Source organism: Mycobacterium sp. IDUB_17, from assembly GCF_055419465.1.
On record NZ_JBVAXS010000017.1, the window covers coordinates 1 to 445 of the forward strand.

Here is a 445-nt window from a genome sequence, read left to right on the forward strand (position 1 = left end):
ACGCTGGGTCGACAAACACCTGTTCAGATCGGCGCGCAACTGCCCGCGCCCTTGCACGTAGAGGCACTGGTAGATGGTTTCGTGGCTCACCCGAGCCAGCCTGTCATCAGGGTGATCACGAGCCAACACCTCGGCGATCAGCTTCGGGCTCCACCCGTCATCCATCCAGGTCTCGATAGCAGCGCACAATCCAGTGTTGTTGAGCTTGAACTCCTTGGGCCGCTGGGCTTTCTGCGCGGCGCGGCCATGGGCCATCCCGGCGTGGTAGTCCCCATCAGCATTGCGATTGCGCCGGATCTCCCGGGAGATGACACTCGGGTCGCGGTCGAGTTGGCGGGCGATCTCGACCTGTTTGAGGCCTTGGTCGAGCCCCCGCATGATCACCAGACGTTCGTCGAAACTGAGCCGATGGCCGTGCCCGCCTGGCCGGTCACGATCGCCAGGT

Annotated in this window: 1 protein-coding gene; it reads right to left on the reverse strand. The window is 63.6% G+C overall.

Translation table 11 applies throughout. From position 1 onward, the window contains the following. Positions 1-445 (reverse strand): transposase (locus ACZYZ7_RS31785; protein ID WP_463742578.1); only part of this gene is annotated, 445 nt, incomplete at both ends.